The organism is Pontibacter liquoris (assembly GCF_022758235.1).
Classification (GTDB): domain Bacteria; phylum Bacteroidota; class Bacteroidia; order Cytophagales; family Hymenobacteraceae; genus Pontibacter; species Pontibacter liquoris.
The window spans coordinates 85,903-104,010 of sequence record NZ_JALEBG010000003.1 but is presented as its reverse complement, the minus strand read 5'-3'; the positions used below and the strand labels follow the sequence as shown (position 1 = coordinate 104,010).

The following is an 18,108-nucleotide window of genomic DNA, read 5'->3' as shown; positions in this document are numbered from 1 at the left end:
TTACGATGCTTTTACGGCTTTAACAGTGATGATCACCTGGAAATGCGGGTCATGGTGGTCGAGCTTGACTTTGGGCACCTCGGGCAAACCCATGCCATACAAAAAGGCAGTGGCTGCAAACACGTTGCCGTAGGTTTCTACGGCAATATTGCCCTGCGGAAAAGCATCGGCCATTAAGCGGCGCATGGCTTTATCAGTAAAGGCCCAGTACCAGGTTTCCTTCCATTCACCATGGTCGATCGGGGTGATGCCCGGCACGGTGAGCAGCAGCGTGCCACCTGGTTTCAGGATGCGGTGGCAGGTAGCCAGGGCCGCCCTGAAATCATAGATCAGGTGTAGTGTCTGGGTCAGCACAATCGTGTCGAAGGTATTGGAAGGTAGCTGCGGGGCATCGCTGATGTCGCCAACAAAGGTGGCTTTGGGGTTGGTGGCATCCACGTGCAGAATGTCGCTTTGCGTGATGCGTGGGCCGCCAAAAAGCAGCGTATACTCGTTATCGCCGATCTCCAGGGCACGACCTTTTATACTTTCGCCTTCTGCCCGCAGAAAGTTCTCGATGTAGTAGCGGTCTACCGGGCCACCACGGTCGTAGCCAAACTGCGTGCTGAACGGTGAGGTGCGGGCAAAGTCGCCGAGTGCTACCTGGCCTATGGCCGGTTTGCCTCGTTTTTGTAGTCCCATCTTTTGCAGCAACTTCAAGCCGAAAGCGGGCGTGTTCTTTTTTACGAGTGATTTTAACGTGGGGGAGCTTTGGCTTGCCATATACTTAACGAATAAGGATGGTTTGGTTTTTAAAAGTGTTATCAATGCTTTGCCCGTTGCGGGGATCTTCCCGCGCCGAAGCTTTTGGTAGAGTTCTTTGCTGTAATAATCTTTCCAGACCTGGTGTCCTGCCGCAAAGGCCCGCTCTTCTGCCGGCGATTGCAGGCGGTTTTTCTGCCGGTCGAGCACCTGCAGCACGGTGGCCAGCATCCGCGGGATATTAGCCGACATGTTGGTGGTATGCAGCCGGTAGGCTGCAATTTTATGCGTATGATGCGCCACCGGGTACTTACGGGCAATGTTCAGGTAGAGATCGTAGTCTTCGCAGAACTTAAGCGAAACATCATACTGCAGTGCATCAAACACCCACCGGCGGTACATCACCGTGGCATGCATGCCAATATAGTTGCCCTGCAGCAGCTGCTGGTAATGGTTGCCTGTCACTTCGTAGACTTCTTCCCGCACCAGGCCCTCATCCACAAACACCTTGTCGTGCGCCCCTGATACGAATGCCAGCGCCGGGTGTTGCTGCAGGTAACGCACGTTGGCCTGTATGCCGCCGGGCAAGAGCCAGTCATCTGCATCCAGAAATACCAGCAGCTCGCCGGTGCTGTGCCGAATGCCGGTATTGCGGGCAGCAGAAAGGCCCTGGTTCTTCTGGTAGATATACGTAACCCCGGCATACTTTTCGGTTATCGTCCGGGTATCGTCCGTCGACCCGTCATCGACCACGATCACTTCCACAGCGGGATACTTCTGTTGCCAGATGCTCTCAAATGCCTCGGGCAGGTAAGCGCCATGGTTGTAGCAGGGGATGATAACAGAAACCAGCGGAAGATCGGTAAGAGACGCTTCAGCCATAAATTAGCGCATAGGGTTAGTATGATGCTTCCGGTTGATAAAATAGAAAGCCAGCCCGGATAGCACCCCTTTGATCTCGACCCACAACGTGCTGTAGCGGGAAGGATAATGCGGGAAGCCGCGCAGTACCAGCTGCCCGTAATATTTGGGCAGTACCCGGAAGATATGCCGTTTATAGCCCGCCTGCTCGTGCTGTTTCTGTTGCATGAGCGCCGCGGTCGTGAAGCCACGCATGTAGTAAAAGATCTGCTTCTTGAGGCCTTCAAACTCTTTGCGGTGCTCATGGAACACAACAGCCCGTGGGTTATACTTAATCGTATGGCCATGGGCCAGGATGCGGTACCACATTTCCGAATCGCCGTTACAGCCTGCTGCGCCCACGTCCAGCAGTTCGTTAAAGCAGCCCACCTCTTCAAACACGGCCTTGCGGAACGCCATGTTGGCCCCGGCCCCAATTTCCCACACCGGCGGGCCCTTGGTTAGGGTCGCGTTAAAGTAATTGCTGTCGTAGGTTTTGTCTACATAGCCGCGGTTAAAGCTCCAGTGTTTCTCAAACGTATACTGTGCTTCGGTTTGCAGCTCCGAGGCGATCACAAGGCCGGTCATAGCGGCTACAGCCGGGTCCTGGAACGTTTCCCATACCCTGTAGAGCCAGAGCGGGTGCACGGTCACATCGTCATCCACATAAGCGACCACCGGCGATTTGGCATAGATCAGGCCGGTATTGCGGGCAATATCAAGCCCTAAATGTGGTTCGCGGACATAAGTTACCCCTTTGAATTTCTGCACAACCTCTTTCGTCGATTTATCGGAAGAGAGATTGTCGACCACGATGATCTCGGCGGGGCGGCAGGTCAGGGTGGTCAGCATGTGCAGGCACTTGGCCAACTGCACGGCCCGGTTGCGGGTGCACACAATAACGGACACCGGCACGGTAGCCGGCACTTCGGCCGAGGCACGGCTGGCAAAGACGCTGTTCATCCAGTTAGACCAGGCACAGAAATTTTGTTCCGGCAACCACTGCTGCCAGTCCCCCGCGGAGGTCAGGTGCCCTTTGGCATATAGCTCGACGGCCGGCCGTATGGCTGCCACCAGTTTGTTGTAATATTCTTTTAGCGTGATCTCACTGCCCTTTTGCAGGAACAGGTGCCCCAAGGCAATATTCTTCCACCAGAAGACCAGGTAATGGCCCTGGTCGCTGAAGTCTAATTCAGGCGGCGCCTGCTGTTTGTCGAGGTAAATATGCGTGATCAGGTAAAGCGGGTGATTCATGAGGGGCGGTGTCATTACTGCTGCAATATCAATTCGTTCTGTTTGAGCCGGAAAGGAAATTTAGGACGTACCGCTCCCCACCATTTGCCATACCACTGGATATTGCCGCGGTAATCTTCCATGTCGAACGAGAGGCACTCCTGCAGGTAAAAGAGCTCGACAGAAGTATCCTTCACGACAATAATGGAAAAGTAGTAGGAGCCATCGTTGAGGAAGTTGCCCGGAATGGTACACTCGCCCTCTACCAGGCCTTTATCGCAACGCGTGGCGCTGGAGGGCACATCAAAGATGCACTCGTCGCTATAGGTGAACAGGTGCAGGCCGGTGCTCAACAGCACGTCATCAGTCATGTTCCAGAACTGGAACTTGACGGTAAGCGGGGTGCGGATATCGATCGGGGCGCCGGGATGAAGCCGATGCGGTACAATCTCAACAGACTTGAAGCGGATCAGGTCGTTGCCGGGTGCCTCTTCCGGGGTAGCCCATTCCTGCTTGAGTTTAAACTGCTGCGTGCCCGTGATATACTTGTTCACCACAGTTGAGACATCGCCCATTTCCTTCATTTTTCCCTGGCTCAGCCACAGCGCTTTGTCGCAGAGGTTATTTACCGCCTGCATGCTGTGGCTCACGAAAAGGATGGTACGGCCGTCGGTGTGCGAGGCTTCGCGCATTTTACCCAGGCATTTTTTCTGAAAGTCGGCGTCTCCTACCGCCAGTACCTCATCCACAATCAGGATGTCGGGTTCCAGGTGGGCCGCCACGGCAAAAGCCAGGCGCACATACATGCCGGAAGAATAGCGTTTCACGGGCGTGTCGATAAAGCTCTCTACGCCGGAGAAAGCCACGATCTCGTCAAATTTCTTGCGGATCTCTTCTTTGCTCATGCCCAGAATGTAGCCGCTGATATAAATGTTCTCGCGGCCGGTGAGCTCTTGGTGAAAGCCTGTGCCCACTTCCAGCAAACTGCTGACGGTGCCACGGCCCCGCACGGCTCCGTGGGTAGGGCGCACAATGCGCGAAATGATCTTGAGCAAGGTGGATTTGCCCGAGCCATTGCTGCCGATGATGCCCAATACCTCACCGCATTTCACATCAAAGTCGATGTTCTGCAGCGCCCACAAAAAATCCCGGTCGGCCGAAATGGCATCGCCTCCCTGCATCTGGAAATAAGGGTCCTGTCGCTTGAGCACGGAGGTCGTCCACCAGCGCTGCACATCGCGGCGCAAGGATCCGGTGCCGATGGTGCCCAGGCGGTATACTTTAGAAAGGTTTTCTACTGATATTACTACTTCTCCCATACTACCTATACTACATCAATCAGTTTATCACCTTGTTTATTAAATACGAGCATTGCTCCGGATAGTATCACAATCATAAAAGTAAGGCTATACAGTAATTGCACAGGTGTAACGGTGCCTTCGCCCAGCAGCGACAAGCGGCCCAGCTCGAAAAGGGGCGTTAAAGGATTTAGCTCTACAATCCAGCGCAGGTTTTCCGGCAGCGACTTGAGCGGGTAAATGACCGGGGTTACATACATCAGTAAGCGGATACCCAGGCTCACAAAGCCACCAATGTCGCGGTACTTGGCCGTGATTACGGAAAAAAAGAGCCCCAGGCCCAGGCCAATGCCGCCAATGCAGACAATGGCAAACGGAAAGGCCAGCGTAGTTACGGAAAAGGGAACTGGCAGATCGCGGAACGCCCAGTAATAGCCGATCAGCAGCAGCAGCATGGCAAACTGAATCAGGAATCGTAAAAACTGCGTGCTAGTCACCGCCATGGGGACGATGATACGCGGGAAGTACACTTTGCTGAACACCTGCGCATTGTCGCGGAAGGTGTTTGAGGTGCCACTAAAGCTGTCGCTAAAGAAGTTCCAGAGCACGATGCCCGAAAAATAGAACAGCACCGGCGGCAGCGAACCTGTCGAAACGCCCACCAACTTGCCAAACACCACCACATAGGTTGCCAGCGTCATGAGCGGCTGCAACAGGATCCAGATCGGGCCCAGCACCGTTTGCTGGTAATTCAGCAAAAAGTCACGCCGCACCAGGCTACCCAGCAGGTGCCGGTAGGCCCAAAGTTCCGTACCGCTCCAGCCCCAGTAACTTGTTTTACTCGTTATTTCCCAATCCCAGGTTTTTTTGCTCTCTGGCATACTTTACTTATACAGGTTAATTTAAATGGCGGATATTTCCCGGCATAGCAGCGGTCCTTGCCTTGCAGGGCAGTTCAGATAAAACAGATTAATGTTGATAGCTAAACACGGACAAAAGCTGTTAGCTTTATTGTGCAGGGTTCTCCGCAGGCTTCATGGAAGACAAATGAAATTGCACGAAACTCTTCTTCTTAGTTCCAGATATAGGCTTTTACCTATCCTTTAGGAAAAAGTTATACCTACAGGCAGAAAAATTTGCTATATGCCCGCTGCAGTAAATAAAGGCATCAAAAAGAAAGGCACGCCCGTGCAATCCGGTCGTTATACACGGCCCAACTTAGATAACAACGGTCTTTTTATTGATGTAGTATGGGATCAGAAATGACCGCTTAATACGAAGTATGAGGTGTTAAAACAGGGAACAGGGTTTTGAGAGCGGGTATGCCGTAGTTTTACCCCTATATAAATATGCAGTGACAACAGTCCTTGCTGTTTTGGCAGAAGCTGGTTTATTTGGAATGCGTGGGGGGCCTTAAAAATAGAAATTTACCCCGAGCCTGGAATTCGCCAGGCTGAGATCAACAGTAAACCCCTGTGACTGCTCTTGTCCTTCCGGAAATCTGCTGTTTTCCAGGCCATGGTCATATTGCAGTATACTTGTCTTCAGCTCAAGGCCCAATCGTGGCTTGATAAAATATATTATACCCGGAGACGCCACAGCACGGACCGAAACCGCACTTGTTTTGGACGTACTATAGCTTGTCGCGGCAGGCGTGCCGTTCTCCAAATTATAGGGACTGTCGGGACTGTGGTAGTAATACAACTGGGAATTGCTTTCTACCTCCGCAGATTCAAAGTATAGGCCCGCCTGTGCCTCTCCAAAAGCTGACAACCTATCGTTAACAGACCAGTAGTAACGCGCCTGTGGCCCGAGGAACCATGACCGCCGTTTTAACTCAGAAGCGCTATAGAAGCCGCTATAGCCTGAGCCGCCATTTACAGGCAAGAGTGTCTGGGCAGACTGTGCGGTTGTTCTGGTGTGTTCTGCCACTAAACCAATAGACCAGCTGTTGTTTAACCGGTAGTTTATACTTGTGCTTAGCAAGAGCGCTTGAGATTTGTTTGATGCATCTTCTTTCTGGATCGTTGCACCGCCACTGGCTGTTACAAAAAAAGAATGCTCCCGGACCTGTGCATGCGTTTGTGCCAGTATGAAAGTGCTGCAAATTAAAAGTATAAGTTTTTGCATGATAGATCCATATGATTTAAGTGCTATATACTTAAATTTATATAAAACAAAAAATCCCCTGCCGAAACCGGCAGGGGATTTTATACTATACTTATACTTTAGCCGGCTTACTTGTTGCCGTCTACTTCTTCATAATCTACATCGGTCACACCGCCGTCGGCAGCTGCGCCCTGTGCGCCCCCGCCAGGCTGGCCGTTGCCGCTCTGGCCATTGCCACCCGGCGCACCCTGGTCCTGCGTGGCGGCATACATCTCTTGCGAGGCAGCGCTCCAGGCATTGTTCAGGTTCTCAACTGCTCTGTCGATGCCGGCTACATCTTTGGCGCCGTGAGCGGTTTTCAACTCGCCCAGTGCATTTTCGATGTTCGACTTGTTACCGGCAGAAAGCTTCTCACCATACTCCTTCAACTGTTTCTCGGTTTGAAAGATCATTGAGTCGGCTGTGTTGAGCTTCTCAATTTCTTCTTTGGCCTTTTTATCAGCCTCAGCGTTGGCTTCGGCTTCGCGGCGCATCTTTTCAATTTCCTGCTCGGTTAAGCCCGAAGAAGCTTCGATGCGGATCTTCTGCTCTTTGCCAGTGGCTTTGTCTTTTGCCGTTACGTGCAGGATACCGTTTGCATCGATGTCGAAAATAACTTCGATCTGCGGTACGCCACGTGGAGCCGGCGGAATATCAGCCAGGTGGAAGCGGCCGATCGTACGGTTATCCTTGGCCATCGGGCGCTCGCCCTGCAGCACGTGGATCTCCACAGACGGCTGGTTGTCCGAAGCGGTAGAGAAGGTCTCAGACTTCTTCGTCGGGATCGTGGTGTTCGATTCGATCAGTTTGGTCATTACACCACCCATAGTCTCAATACCCAGCGAAAGTGGCGTTACGTCCAGCAGGAGCACGTCTTTTACTTCCCCTGTCAATACACCACCCTGGATGGCAGCACCAATGGCTACTACCTCATCCGGGTTCACACCTTTGGAAGGCTTCTTGCCGAAGAATTTCTCTACTTCTTCCTGCACTCGCGGGATACGGGTAGAACCACCTACCAGGATCACCTCATCAATATCAGAAGTAGATAAACCTGCATCTTTCAGGGCTTGCTTACAAGGCTCCATAGAGCGGCGGATAAGGCTGTCAGACAGCTGCTCGAACTTGGCGCGAGTTAGTTTGCGCACCAGGTGTTTCGGCACACCATCAACCGGCATAATGTAGGGCAGGTTGATCTCTGTTTCGTTTGAAGAAGAAAGCTCGATTTTTGCTTTTTCGGCAGCTTCTTTCAAACGCTGCAGCGCCATTGGGTCTTTGCGCAGGTCGATGCCTTCGTCGTTCTTAAACTCGTCGGCCAGCCAGTTAATGATCACCTGGTCAAAGTCATCACCACCCAGGTGGGTATCACCGTTGGTAGAAAGTACTTCGAACACGCCGTCGCCCAGTTCCAGGATAGAAATATCGAATGTACCGCCACCTAAGTCGAATACCGCGATCTTCTGGTCCTTGTGCTTCTTATCCAAACCGTAGGCCAGTGCAGCTGCCGTTGGCTCGTTAATGATACGCTTTACTTCCAGGCCTGCAATCTGGCCGGCTTCTTTGGTAGCCTGGCGCTGTGCATCGTTAAAGTAAGCCGGTACGGTAATAACCGCTTCAGTAACCGTTGTACCGAGGTAGTCTTCTGCAGTGGCCTTCATTTTCTGAAGGATCATGGCCGAGATCTCCTGAGGCGTATATTCTCTGTCGCCGATCTTTACACGTACTGTGTTGTTGCCGCCCTGCACTACTTTATAGGATACCTGCTTAGACTCTTCGCTTACTTCGTTGTAGCTGTGGCCCATAAAGCGCTTGATGGAAGCGATGGTGTTTTGCGGGTTGGTGATTGCCTGGCGCTTGGCAGGATCTCCTACTTTGCGCTCGCCGTTACCGTTATCTAAAAAAGCAACGATAGACGGTGTTGTTCTGCGACCTTCGCTGTTAGGTATAACCACGGGTTCGTTGCCTTCCATTACGGCAACACAAGAGTTGGTAGTACCTAAGTCAATGCCTATTATTTTTCCCATTCTATAGTTTTATTTATCAGTTTCTAAATTCCTTTTTCTAGTTGACTCTAGTATAACAAGCCATGTGCCAAGGCATTTCAAGGCCTTTTTATATGTCAATATGTCACGATGGCAATATGTATTTTCGCTTTTGTCTGACTTGAGCCACAATGCCTACCACCAATGCGCCAATATTTCGGCAAGCACTTTATACTTCTTACTGCTGCGTAGGAGGAGGGGTTTCGGAAACTGCAAAACGAAACAGCGGCAGCGGGGTGTTGCCGCCGCCGGGTTCCCCGGGAACATGCAACACCGCACTGCTGCTTTAGGGGGGCATAAGCCGGGAGGTTACGCTACTATTTTCTGGGCCAGCGGCAGCGCGAGCAGGGCCCATTCCCGGTGCATGTTGCCGGAGTAGTGCAGGTTGTCTTCTGCCAGGTAGGCTGCATCATTGCCATATGTGCGGGTTAGTGGGGTGATGTCGAGGAAAGCGATGCCGGCTTTTTCTGTTTCTTCTTTGGCCACGGCATTAAAAGCATCTATCTCTCGGGCTATCAGCTGGCGGTCGCGTCCTTCCGCAAAAGGTGTGGCGCCCCAATCCGGAATAGATAAAACCAGCACGCGGGCAGGATCACCGCCGGCAAGCCTGACAGATGTTTGCAGCAACTCCGTGAACCCGGCGCGGTAAGCGGAAACAGGCAGGCCCTGGTACTGGTCGTTTACCCCGATCAGCAGCGATACCAAATCATACCTGGGGGCCAGGTCGGCCTCTTGGATGGCACTTGCCAGCTCCGTTGTGGTCCAGCCGGTGCGGGCAATGGTTACGGGGGCTGCCACGGCCACCCCCTGCTGCCGGAGCAGGTCTGTTAGTTGCCTTCCCCACTGTGCTGTTTTGGGCACGCTCTCCCCAATAGTATAGGAATCGCCGAGGGCAAGATAGGTATGGGGGGCCTTAGATGCAGGTGTTGGCGAAGTGGCCGGCAAAGGAGCATCCTTCTGGCAGGTGGTAAGTGGTAGCGTTGTCATGAAAGCTATTTTGATGTTAAGTATGGAACATGTTTGGAGGTGCCAGGGTATCACGAGGTATACTGTTAAAGTATAAACGGCCGGCTCCATTTAATCCTGGAATAGTATTCGGATACGGGCCCGCCCCATTAGTATAGCTCATTTTACGTTTTTTATACTTGCGGTTACCTGCTTCCGCAGGCTCCTTATCGGGCAGCGGGTCTTTTTGCCGGGCCAGCGCGGTGCTAAATGGCAGTAGCAGGAACACCTGCAATAAGGTTACCTTAACGATGCTGATCTCGCTTAGCATGGTGCAGCAATAGAAATATGAAAGTACGTGTTTGGTGCACTTCTGCACGGAGCATCAGGCAGTTGCAAGGGCGGCTTATCAGCAAAGCTTATACTTGTAGGTTCCCTTTTTGGGTTTGCATTATGCCCGCCGCCGGTGGCTGTGGGCCTGCAGAAAATTCTCCTTCCCGAATTCCATAACTACTTAGCGCTTAGGGCGTATATAAAACGGGTTTATACTATATATTTGAAACTAACCAACGCTAAAATTATGAAAAAATTTGCATCAACAGGACTCATGGTAGCCGCTATGTTATTCGGTACCGTAGCCTGTAATCAGAAAAAGGATACCGTAGAGGAAGCGCAGGAAACAAATGAACAAAAGTTTGACGACACTGCAGCTGAAGATACCAAAGAAGACCAGTCTGAATTTATGACCAAAGCGGCCAGCGGCGGCATGATGGAAGTGGAATTAGGCAATCTGGCGCAGCAGAACGCCAGCTCGCAGGATGTAAAAGACTTTGGCAAGATGATGGTGACCGATCATACCAAAGCGAACACTGAGCTCAAAACCCTGGCGCAGCAAAAGAACATTACACTGCCCGACAGTATGGACCAGAGTATGATGGACCATGTGAACAACCTGCGTAATAAAAAAGGCGCTGAGTTTGACAAAGATTATATGTCGCTGATGGTAGACGACCACGAGGAAGACATTGACCTGTTTAAGAATGCTGCACAAAACGAGCAGGACCCTGACGTGAAAGCCTTTGCTTCTAAAACAGTGCCTGTGCTGCAAAAGCACCTGGATCGTGCCAAAATCGTAAATGATAAGGTAAAATAATAATCTGGCTCAGGCGCACGTCTGGCCATCCTTAAGGGCCATAAAGCATCTGCAGGATTAGATACTTGCAGATGCTTTATATTTTGAATAGCTTTTACACATGAAGAAAACCATACTTATCAGTTTGCTTGCCGCAGGCAGCCTGCTTGCCGGCTGCACCACCGACGATCCTGTGCGGCAGGCGAAAGAGCAAAGCGTACAACAGCTCGAAGCGGCCGGCATCACAAACATGGAGAATGATGCCCTGTTTGCCGCCGAAGCAGCTTCCAGTAACCTGTTACAGATAAAATTGGGGCAGACGGCACTTGAAAAAGCGGTTAGCCCGGAAGTGAAAGCGCTGGCCGAGCAGCTGGCCAACGACCACCGGCAGATGGAGGACGAACTGGAGACGCTGGGCAGCCAGACGCATCTGGTGTTGCCTGCGTCGCTGGGCAAAGCCGACAAAGACGTGTTTGACGCCATCAATGAGAAATCAGGCATTGCGTTTGACCTGGCCTACATCAAAGCCATGGAGGAACAGCACGACCGCCTGACGCAGCGTTACGAAGATATGGCCAAGAATGGCGTCAGTATGGAAGTAAAGCAATATGCTGCCAGGCAGTTGCCCCTCCTGCAGATGCACCTGCAGAAAGCCACCAAACTGGAAGAGGTGGTGGATGATGCCAGTTAAGTATAAAGTATAAAACAAAAGGGCTGCTATACTTTAGCAGCCCTTTTGTTTTATACTTTCTTATGCTTCGCCATTTTCGTGATAATGGCTTGTTTTCAGCTCTTCTTTCAGGAATCTGGAAGTATAGCCTTTGCCGGAAGCCGCTACTTTTTCGGGTGTGCCCTGCGCCACGATCATACCGCCTGCTTCTCCGCCTTCCGGCCCGATATCAATGATCCAGTCGGCTACCTTGATCAGGTCCAGGTTGTGCTCGATGATAAGCACCGTATTGCCTTTGTTGGTCAGCTTGTGCAGCACGTCCGAGAGGTGCTCAATATCCTGGAAATGCAGCCCGGTAGTAGGCTCATCGAGGATATAAAAAGTCTGGCCGGTATCTTTCTTCGATAGCTCCGTAGCCAGCTTCACCCGTTGCGCCTCGCCGCCCGACAGGGTGGTGGCCTGCTGCCCAAGCGTAATATAGCCCAGGCCCACTTCGTGCAGGGTTTGTATTCTGCGCAGTATGCGGGGCTGATTTTCAAAGAACTCCACGGCAGCTTCTACGGTCATATCCAGCACATCCGTAATGCTCTTGCCTTTATAGCGCACCTCCAGCGTTTCGCGGTTGTAGCGCTTGCCTTTGCATACTTCGCAGGGCACGTATACGTCCGGCAAAAAGTTCATCTCAATAGTGCGCATACCGGCTCCTTCGCAGGCTTCGCAGCGGCCCCCTTTTACGTTAAAAGAGAAACGGCCCGGCGAGTAGCCCCGGATCTTGGCTTCTGGCAACTGCGCAAACAGTGTGCGGATATCAGTAAACACGCCGGTATAAGTGGCCGGATTAGAGCGCGGCGTGCGGCCGATCGGCGACTGGTCCACTTCGATCACTTTGTCGATCTTCTCCAGTCCTTCGATGCTCTTGTATGGCAGCGGTTCGCGTTTGGCCCGGAAAAAGTGTGTGTTCAGGATCGGGTACAGCGTATCGTGGATGAGCGAGGACTTGCCGCTGCCCGATACGCCCGTTACGCAGATCATCTTGCCCAGTGGAAGCTCCAGCGTTACGTTTTTCAGGTTGTGGCCGGTAGCGCCTTTCAGTTTAAGCACATCGCCGGTGCCTGGCCGCTTTACGCGTGGTACCGCAATGCCGCGGCGGTTGCTCAGGAAGTCAGCGGTAGTGGTGCCCGCATTTTTTATTTCCTCCGGCGTGCCGGCGGTTACTACCTGGCCGCCATGTATGCCGGCGCCCGGGCCCACATCCACCACGTAATCCGACTGCAGGATCATGTCCTTGTCGTGCTCCACCACAATAATGGAGTTGCCCAGGTCGCGGAGGTCTTTGAGCGCGTTGATCAGGCGCTCGTTGTCGCGCTGGTGCAGGCCGATGCTCGGTTCGTCCATGATGTATAGAACACCTACCAGCTGCGTGCCGATCTGCGTGGCCAGGCGGATGCGCTGGCTTTCGCCGCCCGACAGCGTGCGCACCGGGCGGTGGAGACTCAGGTAATCCAGGCCCACATCCAGCAAAAAGCCGATGCGCTTGCGGATCTCTTTCAGCAGCTCGCGGGCAATCATGTTCTGGCGCTCGCTGAGCCGCTCCTCCAACCCTTCGAACCAGGCCGCTAGCTTGTTTATGTCCAGCACCGAAAGCTCGCCAATATTTTTATCTGCGATCTTAAAGTGCAGCGACTCTTTTTTGAGACGATAGCCCTTGCATTCGGGGCAGGTACTCGTTTGCGTAAAGTCCTCTACCCAGGCGCGGATGTTGTCGGAGTCCGATTCCATCTGCCCTTTCAGAAAGTTGATGATGCCCTCGAACTCTACCGTGTAATTGCCTTTTTTGGTGTTCACTTCCAGGTCTTCTTCCAGGCCATAGAGCAGCACCTTCAGCACTTCTTCCGGCAGATCCTTGAGCGGCGTAGACACCGATACTTTAAAATGCTTGAACAGCGCTTCGATCTGCTTGAAGATCCAGATATCGCGGTACTCGCCCAGGGGGGCAATACCGCCGCGGCGTATACTTAAGCTCTTGTCCGGGATAACCGATTCTTCCGTGATCTCCTGTATTTCGCCCAGACCGTTGCATACGGGGCAGGCGCCGTAAGGTGAGTTAAACGAGAAGGAATTCGGCGCCGGATCGTCGTAGGCAATACCGGTGGCCGGGTCCATGAGGTGGCGCGAGAAGAAATGCGTTTTATTTGTGTCCGCATCCAGCACCAGCACCATGCCTTTGCCATGCGTTAGCGCGTTCTGGATCGAGCTGGACAAACGGTAGCGGTCCTCTTCCTTCACCACGATCTTATCGATCATTATTTCGATGTCGTGGATCTTATACCTATCTACCTGCATTTTGGGCGTGATCTCTACCAACTCGCCATCTACGCGTGCCCGGAGAAAGCCCATTTTGCGGATCTGCTGAAACAGCTCGCGGTAATGGCCTTTACGGCCTTTTACCACCGGGGCAAGTATAACCAGGCGCTTACCATCGAAGTTTTCCAGGATGTGGTGCACGATCTGGTCATCGCTCTGGCGCACCATTTTATCGCCGGATACATAGCTGAACGCTTCGGCCGTACGGGCCCACAACAGGCGCATAAAGTCGTAGATCTCGGTGATGGTGCCTACCGTGGAGCGTGGGTTACGGCTGGTGGTTTTCTGCTCGATAGCGATTACCGGCGAAAGCCCTTCGATTTTATCGACACTAGGGCGTTCCAGGCCACCCATAAACGAGCGGGCGTAGGCCGAGAAGGTCTCCATGTAGCGGCGCTGCCCTTCGGCGTATATGGTATCGAAGGCCAGCGACGATTTGCCTGAGCCGCTGATGCCCGTAAACACCACCAGCTTGTAGCGCGGCAGCTTGATCGAAATGTTTTTGAGATTATGTTCGCGGGCGCCATATACTTCGATCTGCTGTGCGTCGCCATCTATTGCTGGGGCGTGCGTAACAGCAGCTTGAGAGGTGCCGGTAGTAATTTCTTGCTCTTGGTTAAAAGCCATGCAGTATGCGTTGATTTTAAATAGCAAAGGTACAAAATTGCCAGCGTTTTATAAGCGCAAAACACTAACCCTTCTTAACAGTGTACGCCGGCAATTGGTTTACTAATTCCCAAGTATAACTGCTGTGATAGGCCTGCTAATCCACGTTGCCGTACAGGGAGGCTTCTTTGTTATGCAGTTCGGCGTGACCATGGCTGGTATGGGTATATTCGCTGTTGTGTTTGTTGATCAGTTTCTGTTTCCGGAAGTAGCGGTAAAAACTATAGACGATCAGTGCAAATCCCGACGCCATCAGGACGATCCCCAGGATAGCCATATACTTATGCCTGGAGAGCTTAAGGGCAGCAAAACCGCCGCCAATAATGGCAATGGCCGTGCGCAGGTAGGCCATCAGGGTACGCTCGTTTGCAAAGATCGTGCGTTGCATGGCCATCTGGTCCCGGATCTCTGCATTCTTCTTCTCCTGCTGCTTTAGTTTCTTTTTTAATTTCTTTATCGCTTCTTTTTCCGGATCAGCCATCCCGCGGTTTTTGTCAGATATACGGCAGCCCTAGCAAATAGTATAGGTTGGTAAAGGCCGGAAAGTCCGTGCTTTTTCTTTGGAAAGTGCTTAGCAGCAAAGCTCCGAATATAGGCACGCAGCGGCAACCAGCCCAATCGACAGGGAGGGATGAGGTTTGTTGCGAGGTTGATTGCTAGGGATGTTGTGCCGCATGCACCTTTTCATGCTCGTGGCTGGTAGGGGTGTAGGATTCGTGGTGGCCTTCGATAAGTTTTTGTTTGCTCCGGAACCGGAGCAAACTATAAACGCCCAGCAGCAAACCGATCGGGATCAGAATGCCACCTATAGCATGCAGGTAGAGCTCATCCGAAAGTTTGATCGCTGCAAAACCACCCACACATACCGTCATGGCCGTGCGCAGGTAGGCCATCAGGGTGCGCTCGTTGGCGAAGATGGTGCGCTGGGTGGCCATCTGGTCGCGGATCTCGGCATTCTTTTTCTCCTGCAGCTTCAGCTTCTTTTTCAGCTTTTTAATTTCAGCTTTCTCCGGGCTAAGCATAAATATTCCTTTCTAAAAGTATACGGCATTACGGCAGAAGCGTGTACCGGGCAGGCTGTTTTGCACCCACAGGTCAGGCCCACAGCAGGCGTGGTTTGCAAGGGACAACGGCAGTGACTATCGTATTGCCCGGCAGGTTTATACATTGGCGGCCGGGTCTTTCTTTTGCTCGGCCGCGATCTCGGCGTGGGCAGCGCTGGTGGGCGTATAGGCGCTGGTATGATTTTCGATTTTCTCTTGTTTGCGGATGTATTTGCGGTAGCCGAAAAAGCCTGCAAATAGCCCCAGCGGTATGAACAAAGCACCCAGAACCTTATAGAGTGGGTCCTCAAAAAATTTGATAAAAGTAAGTCCTGAAATAACCAGCGCCATGGCTGTACGGCCGTAAGCAAGAAAGGTACGCTCGTTTGCAAGCCGGGTGCGTTCCATGGCCAGGCTGTCGCGGATCTCGATATTCTGCTTCTCCTGTGCCTTTAGCTCCTGCTTTACGGCTTTGTGCCTGTTGCGGAATAGTAATGCTCTGATGCTCATTCGAAATTGTACGCAAGCCGGCAGCCAAGGTGTTGCAAAAGGGGGCGCCTGCCTACAAAACAAAAAAGCAGGCCCCGGAGCGGAGGCCTGCTTTGCCAGGTATACTTTCGGCAAGTATACGTTAGAAGTTTGGAGACAGCAGGTATTTGCTGTAGAAGTCGTCGATGATCTTTACGGCCTCTGTCGCATCATCCACGATGTGCACCAGGTCCAAATCTTCTTTGTTGATGTTGCTTTCCACGTTCAGCATCACGTTCTCGATCCACTCAAACAGGCCTTCCCAGTACGAGCGGCCTACCAGCACGATCGGGAAGGCGCCGATCTTCTTGGTCTGGATCAGGGTGATGGCTTCAAACAGTTCGTCCAGGGTACCAAAACCGCCCGGCATGCCGATAAAGCCTTGGGAATACTTCACAAACATCACTTTGCGCACAAAGAAGTAGTCGAAGTTGATGAGCTTATCTGAGTCGATGTAGATGTTGTTGAACTGCTCAAAGGGCAGGTGTATGTTCAGGCCCACGGATTTTCCGCCTTCGGAGTGCGCGCCTTTGTTACCGGCCTCCATAATGCCCGGCCCTCCGCCTGTGATCACGCCATAGCCATGGCGCACCAGTTTGGCGGCAATTTCTTCGGCCATCAGGTAGTACTTGTTATCGTTTTTGGTACGGGCCGAACCGAAAATAGAAACGCAGGGCCCGATCTTGGCCAGTTTCTCAAAGCCGTCTACAAATTCGGCCATCACCCGGAAGATCTGCCAGGAGTCAGCGATCTTGATCTCGTTCCAGTCTTTGTCTACAAACGCCTGGCGTATTTTGCGGTCTTCTTCCGAGGCCGGGGCCGCCGTCGATTGGCCGCTTTCGCGCAGGTCCGTAATGGTTTTGGCTTTATGGTCGTTGGCATCAGGCTTCAGAATGGTTTGGCCACTGCCTGTATTAATGTTTTCGTCGTTAAGCTTTGTTTTGCTTGTCTTTCTAAGCTTTGTCATAATTAATTCTTCTTCATCTTCTTCACAAGGCGGCTGCCCTGTGTGCGCCAGTGTGTGCGGCGCACGTCATCATCATAAAAAATACCCAAAACAGCAGGCACACGTTGCCGGCTGCTTAGCGGTTGCAAATATACCTATTTGGAACGGATTGCTATCACAGGGTCTAAATTGGAGGCCAGAACAGCCGGAATGATGCCCGAAAGCATGCCTATCACGGCCGATACGCCAAAGCCCAGGATTATGTTGCTGGCCGAGAGCACCACCTTCATCATGTCCTGCGGAATGAGCGTGAGCAGGAAAACCAGCAGAATCCCGATGCCGCCGCCTAATACGCTCAGAAACACCGACTCGAAGAGGAACTGGAACAGGATGAAGTAGTTTTTGGCGCCCAGCGATTTTTGGATACCGATAATATTGGTGCGCTCTTTTACAGACACAAACATGATGTTAGCAATACCAAAACCGCCTACCAGCAGCGCCAGGCCGCCAATAAACCAGCCGGCCAGCCCCACTACGTCAAAAAAGCCGGTTACAGCCTGCGTGGCCATCTCAGGGCGGTTCATGGCAAAGTTATCCTCGTCGCGGGGGCGCAGGCCCCGCACGTTGCGCATTATGCCCCGTATTTCGTACTCCAGCTCCAGCAAACCCACATCTTCTTCGCGTCCTTTTATGGCAATGGTGGAGCCGATGCCACTGGGCCCGACATCATAAATTTTGCTGAAGGCCCCATACGGCACAATGCCTTCTTTGTCGTAGTCTGAGAAGCCGAAGATGTTTTCGCCCTGCTTTTCGAGCACGCCAATGATGCGGAATTTCTGCCCGGCCACTTTTACTTCCTGGCCGATTGCCGAGCCGAACGGAAACAGGGAAGTGGCGATCTCATCACCCAGTATGATCACATTGCGGGCGGCCTCCACTTCCTGCGGGGCAAAGTAGCGCCCCTGGGCCAGCGGAATATCCATCACCTTGTTATAGTTAAAGCTCACACCCGAGAGTGTGGCATCGGAAAAGCTGTTGTTGCGGAATTTATAGGTCAGACCGCCATTGCTCGACATAATCGTGGAGCCGGCATCGTTGGTGAGGTGGCGCTCCAGTTGCCTGAACTCGCGTATGGTAGGCTCGGGCCGCTGAAAGTATTTCCACCACGGGTAACTGCCCCCGAACGCCCAGGGCCACTTCTGCACATAAATTACTTTGTCGCCGATAAAGCTCATACTTTCCCGCACATTGCGCTCCAGCGAGTCTACCAGGGTAAACACCGCAATGATGGCAAAGATGCCGATGGTAACGCCCAGCAACGAAAGGATGGTGCGGAAAACATTGGCCTTGAGTGCCTGCCATGCAAAGCGGAAGCTTTCTCCTATTAATCGCAGGTATATCATAGTTTCAGGGGGAGAGGGGGATTAAGACAGCCTTAAAGTAATTTTCTTA

The 18,108-nt window shown here is 52.4% G+C and carries 16 protein-coding genes; 2 read left to right on the top strand and 14 right to left on the bottom strand.

The window, feature by feature from the left end:
• The 8 genes from LWL52_RS17440 to LWL52_RS17405 all read right to left on the bottom strand — a co-directional run bounded on the left by LWL52_RS17440 (position 1) and on the right by LWL52_RS17405 (position 9,638).
• Positions 1-1,623, bottom strand: coding sequence for a glycosyltransferase (locus LWL52_RS17440; protein WP_242922456.1), 1,623 nt, complete (start codon positions 1,621-1,623; stop codon positions 1-3).
• Positions 1,624-1,626: 3 nt separating this feature from the next.
• Positions 1,627-2,895 (bottom strand): glycosyltransferase family 2 protein, encoded by a 1,269-nt coding sequence (locus LWL52_RS17435; RefSeq protein WP_242922454.1) that lies wholly within the window; start codon positions 2,893-2,895, stop codon positions 1,627-1,629.
• A 14-nt stretch (positions 2,896-2,909) separates the two neighbouring features.
• Positions 2,910-4,193: an ABC transporter ATP-binding protein gene (locus LWL52_RS17430; RefSeq protein WP_242922452.1), complete on the bottom strand. Its 1,284-nt coding sequence runs from the start codon at positions 4,191-4,193 to the stop codon at positions 2,910-2,912.
• Positions 4,194-4,198: 5 nt separating this feature from the next.
• On the bottom strand, positions 4,199-5,053 hold the full coding sequence (locus LWL52_RS17425) for an ABC transporter permease (RefSeq protein WP_242922450.1): 855 nt from the start codon (positions 5,051-5,053) through the stop codon (positions 4,199-4,201).
• Between the two features lie 532 nt (positions 5,054-5,585).
• Positions 5,586-6,302, bottom strand: a complete 717-nt coding sequence (locus LWL52_RS17420) for a hypothetical protein (RefSeq protein ID WP_242922448.1) — start codon at positions 6,300-6,302, stop codon at positions 5,586-5,588.
• Positions 6,303-6,409: 107 nt separating this feature from the next.
• Positions 6,410-8,344, bottom strand: coding sequence for a molecular chaperone DnaK (dnaK, locus tag LWL52_RS17415; RefSeq protein ID WP_242922446.1), 1,935 nt, complete (start codon positions 8,342-8,344; stop codon positions 6,410-6,412).
• A 327-nt stretch (positions 8,345-8,671) separates the two neighbouring features.
• Entirely contained in the window at positions 8,672-9,349 is a 678-nt protein-coding gene (locus LWL52_RS17410; protein WP_242922436.1) for an SGNH/GDSL hydrolase family protein, read from the bottom strand.
• A 16-nt stretch (positions 9,350-9,365) separates the two neighbouring features.
• Positions 9,366-9,638 (bottom strand): hypothetical protein, encoded by a 273-nt coding sequence (locus LWL52_RS17405; RefSeq protein WP_242922434.1) that lies wholly within the window; start codon positions 9,636-9,638, stop codon positions 9,366-9,368.
• A gap of 249 nt (positions 9,639-9,887) precedes the next feature.
• On the opposite strand from LWL52_RS17405, the gene LWL52_RS17400 reads away from it, so the two are divergent.
• Together LWL52_RS17400 and LWL52_RS17395 are read left to right on the top strand one after the other, a co-directional pair.
• Positions 9,888-10,460 carry a DUF4142 domain-containing protein gene (locus tag LWL52_RS17400; RefSeq protein ID WP_242922432.1) on the top strand — a complete coding sequence of 191 codons (573 nt, stop codon included), beginning with the start codon at positions 9,888-9,890 and terminating at the stop codon, positions 10,458-10,460.
• A 100-nt stretch (positions 10,461-10,560) separates the two neighbouring features.
• Positions 10,561-11,130, top strand: a complete 570-nt coding sequence (locus LWL52_RS17395; protein WP_242922430.1) for a DUF4142 domain-containing protein — start codon at positions 10,561-10,563, stop codon at positions 11,128-11,130.
• 60 nt (positions 11,131-11,190) lie between these two features.
• On the opposite strand, the gene uvrA is transcribed toward LWL52_RS17395, so the two are convergent.
• From uvrA to LWL52_RS17365, 6 genes are all read right to left on the bottom strand, one after another.
• Positions 11,191-14,100, bottom strand: a complete 2,910-nt coding sequence (gene uvrA, locus LWL52_RS17390; RefSeq protein WP_242922427.1) for an excinuclease ABC subunit UvrA — start codon at positions 14,098-14,100, stop codon at positions 11,191-11,193.
• A 136-nt stretch (positions 14,101-14,236) separates the two neighbouring features.
• Positions 14,237-14,620, bottom strand: a complete 384-nt coding sequence (locus LWL52_RS17385; protein ID WP_242922419.1) for a YidH family protein — start codon at positions 14,618-14,620, stop codon at positions 14,237-14,239.
• Positions 14,621-14,795: 175 nt separating this feature from the next.
• A complete protein-coding gene (locus LWL52_RS17380) occupies positions 14,796-15,161 on the bottom strand; it encodes a YidH family protein (RefSeq protein ID WP_242922417.1) in 366 nt (121 codons plus the stop codon).
• Positions 15,162-15,299: 138 nt separating this feature from the next.
• Positions 15,300-15,692, bottom strand: coding sequence for a DUF202 domain-containing protein (locus LWL52_RS17375; RefSeq protein WP_242922415.1), 393 nt, complete (start codon positions 15,690-15,692; stop codon positions 15,300-15,302).
• 121 nt (positions 15,693-15,813) lie between these two features.
• A complete protein-coding gene (locus tag LWL52_RS17370; RefSeq protein WP_242922413.1) occupies positions 15,814-16,677 on the bottom strand; it encodes an LOG family protein in 864 nt (287 codons plus the stop codon).
• A gap of 134 nt (positions 16,678-16,811) precedes the next feature.
• The gene (locus LWL52_RS17365; protein WP_242922411.1) at positions 16,812-18,059 is read right to left on the bottom strand and encodes an ABC transporter permease; all 1,248 of its coding nucleotides are present in this window, start codon (positions 18,057-18,059) and stop codon (positions 16,812-16,814) included.
• Positions 18,060-18,108: the final 49 nt, after the last annotated feature.